At 56.0% G+C, this 7537-nt stretch carries 7 protein-coding genes and 1 pseudogene; 5 read left to right on the forward strand and 3 right to left on the reverse strand.

Translation table 11 applies throughout. The features are described 5' to 3' along the window. Together MVO87_RS03635 and MVO87_RS03640 are read right to left on the reverse strand one after the other, a co-directional pair. Positions 1–476 (reverse strand): signal recognition particle receptor subunit alpha (locus MVO87_RS03635; RefSeq protein WP_297552224.1); only part of this gene is annotated, 476 nt, incomplete at its 3' end. A 62-nt stretch (positions 477–538) separates the two neighbouring features. After that, the gene (locus tag MVO87_RS03640; protein WP_297552226.1) at positions 539–1018 is read right to left on the reverse strand and encodes a hypothetical protein; all 480 of its coding nucleotides are present in this window, start codon (positions 1016–1018) and stop codon (positions 539–541) included. 164 nt (positions 1019–1182) lie between these two features. On the opposite strand from MVO87_RS03640, the gene MVO87_RS03645 reads away from it, so the two are divergent. Genes MVO87_RS03645 through MVO87_RS03660 form a run of 4 tightly spaced genes read left to right on the forward strand, consistent with a single transcriptional unit; the run spans position 1183 to position 5962 of the window. Then, on the forward strand, positions 1183–2439 hold the full coding sequence (locus tag MVO87_RS03645; protein WP_297515751.1) for a BMP family ABC transporter substrate-binding protein: 1257 nt from the start codon (positions 1183–1185) through the stop codon (positions 2437–2439). A gap of 49 nt (positions 2440–2488) precedes the next feature. Further along, complete coding sequence (locus tag MVO87_RS03650; RefSeq protein ID WP_297515754.1) at positions 2489–4024, forward strand: ABC transporter ATP-binding protein; 1536 nt, start codon at positions 2489–2491, stop codon at positions 4022–4024. Then, positions 4008–5054, forward strand: a complete 1047-nt coding sequence (locus MVO87_RS03655; RefSeq protein WP_297515756.1) for an ABC transporter permease — start codon at positions 4008–4010, stop codon at positions 5052–5054. The genes MVO87_RS03650 and MVO87_RS03655 overlap by 17 nt, the downstream gene beginning before the upstream one ends. After that, on the forward strand, positions 5051–5962 hold the full coding sequence (locus MVO87_RS03660; RefSeq protein ID WP_297515758.1) for an ABC transporter permease: 912 nt from the start codon (positions 5051–5053) through the stop codon (positions 5960–5962). The genes MVO87_RS03655 and MVO87_RS03660 overlap by 4 nt, the downstream gene beginning before the upstream one ends. Positions 5963–5968: 6 nt before the next feature. On the opposite strand, the gene MVO87_RS03665 is transcribed toward MVO87_RS03660, so the two are convergent. Next, a complete protein-coding gene (locus MVO87_RS03665; RefSeq protein ID WP_297552229.1) occupies positions 5969–6949 on the reverse strand; it encodes a metal ABC transporter solute-binding protein, Zn/Mn family in 981 nt (326 codons plus the stop codon). A 92-nt stretch (positions 6950–7041) separates the two neighbouring features. Between MVO87_RS03665 and MVO87_RS03670 the strand changes: the two are divergent. After that, positions 7042–7537 (forward strand): annotated as a pseudogene (locus MVO87_RS03670) (DUF4932 domain-containing protein); the annotation flags it as partial.

Below are 7537 nucleotides of genomic sequence, written 5' to 3' on the forward strand. Positions count from 1 at the left end.
CCGTTCTTCTTGAGCCAGTTGGCGAGTTTTGCAATGGTGGTCGTCTTCCCCGAGCCGTTGAAGCCGACGAAGACTATCACGAAGGGCTTCTCCTCCTTGGAGCGAATCATCTCGAGGAGGTCAATCTTCTTCTCTGGAGTGAGGATTTCGAGGATTGCCTCGCGGAGCGCTTCCTCTATCAGTTTGCTCTTGTTGGTCCCTATGCGGACCTTCTTTCCGACCAGCTTCTCCTTAATCTTCTCCCTCAGGGCCTCGACGGTTTCAAGGGCCACATCAGCTTCGAGGAGCTCAAGCTCCAGCTCGTCCAAAGCCTCCTCGACGTCCTTCTCCTTAATCTCGACCTGGAGAAGCCTCTCCATGAGGCCGGGCTTCTTCTCGGTCTCGACTTTCTTTTCGACTTTCTTCTCTTTCTCCTCAATCTTCTCCTCGACCTGTTTCGTGAAGCGCTTGAGCTTTTCCCTGAGCTTTCCAAACATGCTCCCACCCGGAGAAAAGAGGGGGAAGGCCTATAAAAAGCCCTCGGCGATAGCTGGTTTCATCACCGCTCAGACCCGAAGCCACTCGTCATCGGGCGCCTCACGTAGGTCTTCCTCTCAACGACGCGACCGTTTTCGAGCTTATAAACCTTCAAAAGCTCCGCCCCCATCGTCTCTCGCCTGTATGCTATGAGGTAGTCGAGATGTTCTCTTATCCTGTAACGGGCTATTGAATCTCCAACGTAGCGCTCCTCATAGAGGAGGACGAGCTTTCCTTCCTCCCGCTTCATTTTGAGCCAGCGGAGCAGTTTCTCGCGCTCGGGCCCTTTACGGGCGAGTGGGTTGACGATGAGGTAGAGGGGGAAGTCCGCCCTGAAGGGGTTGCCGACGTAGATTTCCCCCTGGACTGGGAACGGAAGTTCTTCCGCTAATGCCCTTCCCTTTCTTTCAGCCCACGATTGGAAGTAAAGCCGCGCGAGCCTCTTACCCCCACCTGAAATCATGACCGTTCCAGAGTCCATCGTAAGTATTTCCTTCAGCATACGCCTCCCTTTAACTTTTATTGCGTAGTTAAATCCTTTTCGACCCTTTGGACACCCTAATGCACCGCAAAGTATTTATCGGGCCCGATAAAATAAGCCTTTGCAAAATAGTCGGAGCGTGTTAAACCATGCGAAAACTTTTCGGTCTGTTGTTGGTGGGTCTGATGACCCTTAGCGTAGTGGCCAGCGGCTGCATAAGCGGTGGCTCCAGCAAGGAGGAGACTAAAATAAACATCCTCTACACCTACACAGGGTCATTCGGTGACCCTGCAAAGGGTAAGCAGGCCACACAGGCCCAGCTTCAGCAGGGGGCCTGGGTCATCTACCAGGTCGCTGGAGGAACCGGTCTCGGTGTCTTCGAGGCAGTCGGCGACTACCTGAAGGCTAACAACAAGAAGATGGGCCCACCGTTCGCCATAGGCGTTGACTCTGCCCAGGACTGGATTAAGCCCGGCGTCATAATCGCGAGCATGATGAAGCGCGTTGACGTCGGTGTCTACAACGCCGTCAAGCAGGCGGAGGAGAACAAGTTTGAGGGTGGTGTCGTCGAGCTCGGCCTCAAGGAGGGCGGTGTCAAGCTCTCGACCATAGAGGACGTCAAGGCAATGTTCGACTCCCTCCCTGAGGACGTGAAGGAGAAGAAGCTTAAGGACCTCGGCTTCAAGAGCGAAGACGAGCTCATCCAGTTCCTTGAGCAGACGAGGAAGCAGGTTCCCGACTGGATTTGGCAGGCAGTTGACGACCTCCAGAAGCAGATAATCAGCGGTCAGATAATCGTTCCAAAGGCCACCGCCAAGGATCAGATTGAGCTCCTCAGGAAGGCCCAGAACTGGACGGTAATGGAGCAGTACGCCAAGGAGTGGGCGGCCAAGGAGCCCAAGCCCGAGACCTACTTCGACGAGAAGCTCAACCAGAGGAAGAACACCGGGAAGATAGCCATCGTTTACGATGTCGGCGGCAGGGGCGACCTCAGCTTCAACGACATGGCTTACCTCGGAGCGAGCAGGGCCGCCAAGGAGTTCGGCCTTCAGCTGACCGAGCTCCAGAGCAACAGCGAGAACGACTACCTCCCGAACCTCAGGAGCCTCGCCAAGAGCGGTGAGTACGACATAATCATCGCGGTCGGCTTCATGATGACCAACGCCGTCAAGCAGGTTGCCCAGGAGTACCCGAACCAGAGGTTCGTTATCATTGACGGCTACGACCCGGAGATGCCCAAGAACGTCCAGATGGTCCTTTTCAAGGAGAACGAGGGTTCGGCCCTCGCTGGAGCGCTCGCCGCCCTGATAACCCTCAATGACAACAAAGACACCATAGGAATCGTCCTCGGTATGGAGATTCCGGTTCTCTACAAGTTCGAGGGTGGTTACCGCTTCGGTGCTTACTGGGCCCTCGACTACTACAAGAACCACAAGCAGTGATTTCTTCTTCCTCTTTTTGTTTCCCTTCTGGGATTTGGAGGTGAAAGCGATGGAAGAGCAAACCCCAGTGCTTGAGATGCGAGACATAGTCAAGGTTTATCCCGACGGTACAAAGGCCCTCAAGGGGGTCACGATTAAGGTCTACGAGGGTGAAATCCTTGGCCTCCTCGGCGAGAACGGTGCTGGAAAAACGACGCTGATGAAGATACTCTTCGGAATGCTCAAGCCCACGAGGGGCAAAATCTTTCTCCGCGGCAAAGAAGTCCGCTTCAAGAGTCCCGCCGATGCAATAGCGAACGGAATCGGAATGGTTCACCAGCACTTCACGCTCGTTGAGGTCTTCAACGCCCTCGAAAACATCATCCTCGGTATGGAGGGACACGGCCTTCTCTCGAAGATTGACGTCGAGAACGCGAGAAAGAAGCTCCAGAAGCTGATGGACGAGCTCAACTTCCAGGTTCCCCTCGACGTTCCCGTGGAGAACCTTCCCGTCGGCGTCCAGCAGAGGATTGAAATCCTCAAGATGCTCTACCGCGACGTTGATATACTCATCCTGGACGAGCCAACCGCGGTTCTCACCCCAATTGAGGTCAGGGAACTCTTTGCGGTCCTCAGGAAGCTCAAGGAGCAGGGGAAGACGATAATTTTCATCAGCCACAAGCTCAACGAGGTAATGGAGATAACGGACCGCGTCACGGTCATAAGGAAGGGCGAGGTCGTCGGAACCGTCAAGACGAGCGAGGCAACACCCCAGCTCCTCGCGAGGATGATGGTGGGCAGGGACGTCGTTCTCAGGATTGAGAAGCCCCCGAAGGAGCCAGGCGAGGTAATCTTCCGCGTTGAGGACCTCTGGGTGAAGGGAGACAGGGGAGAGGATGCCGTCAGGGGGCTTACCTTCGAAGTCCGCGCGGGTGAGATATTTGGAATAGCTGGCGTGGAAGGCAACGGTCAGAGCGAGCTCATAGAGGCCATAGCAGGTCTGAGAAAGGTCGAGAAGGGCAAAGTTTACCTCAAGGGCGTTGACATTACAGGTAAGAGGCCGAGGGAGCTCTACGACATGGGAATGGCTCACATCCCCGAGGACAGGACCCACATGGGCTTAATCCTTGAGATGAGCGTGATGGAGAACTCCATCCTGGGGATGCACTGGAGGAAGGAGTTCTCGAAGGGCTTCCTACTCGATTGGAACAAGGTTGAGGAGCACGCGAAGAGGCTCATAGAGGAGTTCGAGGTCAGTGCGCCCGGAACGAAGGCTCCCGTAAAGAGCCTGAGCGGCGGAAACCAGCAGAAGCTCATCGTTGCTAGGGAGGTCAGCAAGAGGCCCGATTTCATCATAGCGGCACAGCCGACGCGCGGTGTTGACGTCGCCTCGACCGAATACATCAGGAACTACCTCGTAAAGCTGAGGAACGAGAACAAGGCAGTTCTGCTCGTCTCGGCCGACCTGGATGAGGTTCTTCAGCTCAGCGACAGGATGGCGATAATGTACGAGGGCCAGTTCATGGGAATAGTCAAGCCCGACGAGGTTACCGAGGAGCAGATTGGTCTCATGATGGGAGGTGTTAAGGGTGAACCTCAAAAATGAGCTCAGGGGATACGCCAAACCCGTGGCCGAGAGCGTTTTGGCGATACTCATTGGAGTCCTCGTTGGTGCCCTCGTCCTATGGTTCAGCGGGTACAGTCCGCTTGAGGCCTACTACTGGCTAATCGTTGGTTCTCTCGCCTCGACCGACGGCATCGCCGAGACCCTCGCAAAGTCCGCCCCGCTAATCCTAACTGCCATAACCTTCGCGATAGGCGCGAGAACTGGCCTCTTCAACGTCGGTGCGGAGGGCACCGTCTACTTCGGTGCAATGGCGGCGATAATAGTGACCCAGTACCTTCAGAACCCGATAGCGGGCCTTCTCGCAGGCCTTCTCATTGGAGCCCTGTGGGCCCTTCCAGCGGCGGTTCTCAAGGTTTACAGGGGAGTTCACGAGGTCATATCCACGATAATGTTCAACTGGATTGCCTTCTTCCTCGTCAGCTGGCTCGCGGTCAGCGTCTACTACAACCCAAAGGACCCCAACAGCACCCTGCCTATTCCTCCCTCAGCCAGACTTCCGCTCTTGATTAAGGGAACAAGCCTCTCCTGGGCGTTCATAGTGGCGATACTGTCGGCGATAATCGTCTTCATAGTGATGTGGCACACGAAGCTCGGCTACGAGCTCAGAACCAGCGGACAGAACCCGAGGGCGGCTGAATACGGCGGAATCAACCCCAAGCGTTCTGCAATATGGTCGTTCGTCATCGGTGGAATGACCGCAGGACTGGCGGGCGCTGGACTCGTAATGGGAACGCCACCGAGCTACGCCATAACCCAGGGATTGGCGAACGTTCACGGCTACGGTTTCGACGGAATAGGCGTCTCCCTCGTCGGAAGGAACCACCCGCTCGGCATAATCTTCGCGGGAATCCTCTTCGGAGCCCTGAGCGCGGGAGCAACCGCGATGCAGCAGCACGCCCACGTTCCGCTCGAGATGATTAAGGTCATCGAGGGAATAATCATCATAGCCGTCGCCGTTCCTGGACTGCTCGACCTCTTTGCCAGGCCCTTCAGGAGGGGTGAGGCATGAACGAGGCAATGGTAATCAGCCTTCTCCTCGGTTCACTCGCGGCGATGGTTCCGATAGCTCTCACGAGTGTAGGCGCGGTGATAAGCGAGAGGGCCGGTGTCGTCAACATCGGCTACGAGGGAATCCTGATGTTTTCAGCCTTCTTCGGGGCGATATTCGCTGAGTTAGCGGGAAATGGCTGGGTCGGTATCCTCGGCGGAGCGTTCGTGGGACTACTGTTCGGAGCCCTCCACGGTGTCCTTACGGTGTACCTAAAAGGTGACCACGTCATTCCAGGTATAGGCCTCAACCTCTTGGGTGCCGGGGCGGTCGCCTTTGGAATAAGGGCCTACTGGGGAACCGCAGGACAGCACACGGTTCCGAGCGACGCCCAGATAAGCCCGCTGTGGATGGACGCCTTTGGAAACTCCCTCAGCCCGATGGTGCCGATAACGATAGCCGTCGCCATAGTGGCCTGGTGGGTGCTCTTCAAGACGCCCTTCGGGCTGAGGATTAGAGCCGTCGGTGAGAACCCCGAAGCTGCGGACGCCCTCGGAATAAACGTCGAGCTCTACCGCTTCACGGCAGTTCTCATAGCCAGCGCCTTGGCGGGCGTCGCAGGTGCTTACCTGAGCGTCGACTGGCTCGGAACCGTTACAAAGCAGATTGCCGCGGGAAGGGGATTCATAGCGCTGGCCAACATGGTCTTCAGTGGCTGGAACCCGCTGATAGCACTGGGAGGAGCGTTCCTGTTCGGATTCTTCGACAACCTGGCAATCTACATCCAGAACAACCCGTGGCTCGCGGGAACGATACCCTGGCAGTTCATAGCGACCCTGCCGTACGTCGTGACCCTCATAGTGGTCGCGGGAATAATAGGAAGGGCCAGGCCGCCCAAGTGGGACGGCAGGCCCTACAAGCGCGAGTGACCCCTTTCATTTTTTCAATATCACTCCGAGAGCCGTTCCAAGGACAACGCCGGTGATTAGGGACAAAACGGCGTACTTGATGGCGGTATTCTCGGTTTGGTTTGGCTTTCCTGGTTTTTCCGGGGCCGAAAGCGCCTTTATTATCGAGGCGGTGTTTTTGATTAGCCAATCGGTGTAGTTCCCAGAGGCCCAGAAGACTGTTATCTCAGCCAGGGGCTTTCCGCTCTTCTGGGCGAGCTCAATTGAGGCCTTCTTGAGCTGTTCCGGGCTGTCGGAGCCGTAAACTATGAGCGAACTCTTCTCCGCGATTGGGACGAGCTGGTCAACCCCTATCGCGGGAACCTCTTCCTCGGGCTTTATCGCGGCAACGGCCTTTATTCCAAGCCAGTCGATGGCGTACTCATCGGGGGGCATCTGTATCACGGCGGTCGCGTTTTTTGGGGCTAAAGCTTTGTAGGCCTCGACTATCGCCAGAACCCTTTCGCGGAACCTCTCAAAGTCCCTCTCGTAGGTCATCGCGTTCGCAGGGTCTTCCTCGATTAAGGCCTCCTTCGTGGCCTCGGCTATCGCTATCGCGTTGTAGGGGTCGAGCCAGACACCATGCGGATTGTCCTTGCCGTTGTACCAGTGTTCTTTGGCGTAGTGGAAGCCGTATTTCACGTAGTCATCCACGAAGAGGGCCTTTCCCGTTACGGTGTCCTCCTTCTCAAGTTCTGCAATCCTTTTCTCAACGGGTAGGTGGCCCCCGGTCGTCACTATGACACGGGCCTTTGAGAGCAGTTCGACCTGCTGGGCCGTCAGCTGGTAGTCGTGGGGGTTAACGCCCGGCGGGATTATCACCTCGACCTTAACGCCAGGAAACGCCTCCTGGACTATTGAGCCTATTGGGGCTATCGTCGCTACCACCGTGACGTTCTCCTGAGCCGAAACGCCGTTGAGTGGAACTAACGCCAGGGTCAGCAGGATTATGAGCGCGAGCCTCTTCATCTTAGGTCACCCTAATTCTCCTCGGCTTTCGCCTTTTAAACTTCTCCCGCAATCCTTATAACCCGTTCCCTTAACTACTACCCGGTGATGTTATGAAGCGTCTCTTGGTTTGGGTAATCACTCTAACCCTGTTGCTCGCACCTCTCGCGGCCCCTGGGGCTTCGGCCGTTAAAATAGGTCCCGACGTAACGGTTGAGATGAGCCCCAACGCCGAGCTCCTCGGAATCGTTTACTACCTCGCCTTTGGGAAGGACCCCTTCGTAATCGACAGGGGGAGTTACCTGGATGAAGTCGAGGCACACTTCGGAAAGTTCAGAAACTCAAAGGCAGTGCTCCTTTTGAAGTCCTATCTCTCTCAGGCAAGAAACGTTCCTGAAAGAGACTACCTGCTCCTCAATCTTGAATACTACACGCTCCTCTGCTCCGAACCGCCTGAGCTCAGGCCTCTAACGACCCTTGGATACCCATGGTTTGAAAACGAGTTCCTGCCAGCGCTCAGGGAGTTCGCGGAAGAGAGCGACTTCATAGAGTTCTACGAGGGCCACATGGACTACTACAACGAAGACCTCAGAATCTACGAGAACGCCC

It is taken from the genome of Thermococcus sp. (genome assembly GCF_027063845.1).
GTDB lineage: Archaea > Methanobacteriota_B > Thermococci > Thermococcales > Thermococcaceae > Thermococcus.

What these genes read in the sequence shown, in the direction of transcription:
- MVO87_RS03640 (WP_297552226.1), bottom strand. Translation starts at nt 1,018, where the DNA reads ATGCTGAAGGAAATACTTACGATGGACTCTGGAACGGTCATGATTTCA.
- MVO87_RS03645 (WP_297515751.1), top strand. Translation starts at nt 1,183, where the DNA reads ATGACCCTTAGCGTAGTGGCCAGCGGCTGCATAAGCGGTGGCTCCAGC.
- MVO87_RS03650 (WP_297515754.1), top strand. Translation starts at nt 2,489, where the DNA reads ATGGAAGAGCAAACCCCAGTGCTTGAGATGCGAGACATAGTCAAGGTT.
- MVO87_RS03660 (WP_297515758.1), top strand. Translation starts at nt 5,051, where the DNA reads ATGAACGAGGCAATGGTAATCAGCCTTCTCCTCGGTTCACTCGCGGCG.
- MVO87_RS03665 (WP_297552229.1), bottom strand. Translation starts at nt 6,949, where the DNA reads ATGAAGAGGCTCGCGCTCATAATCCTGCTGACCCTGGCGTTAGTTCCA.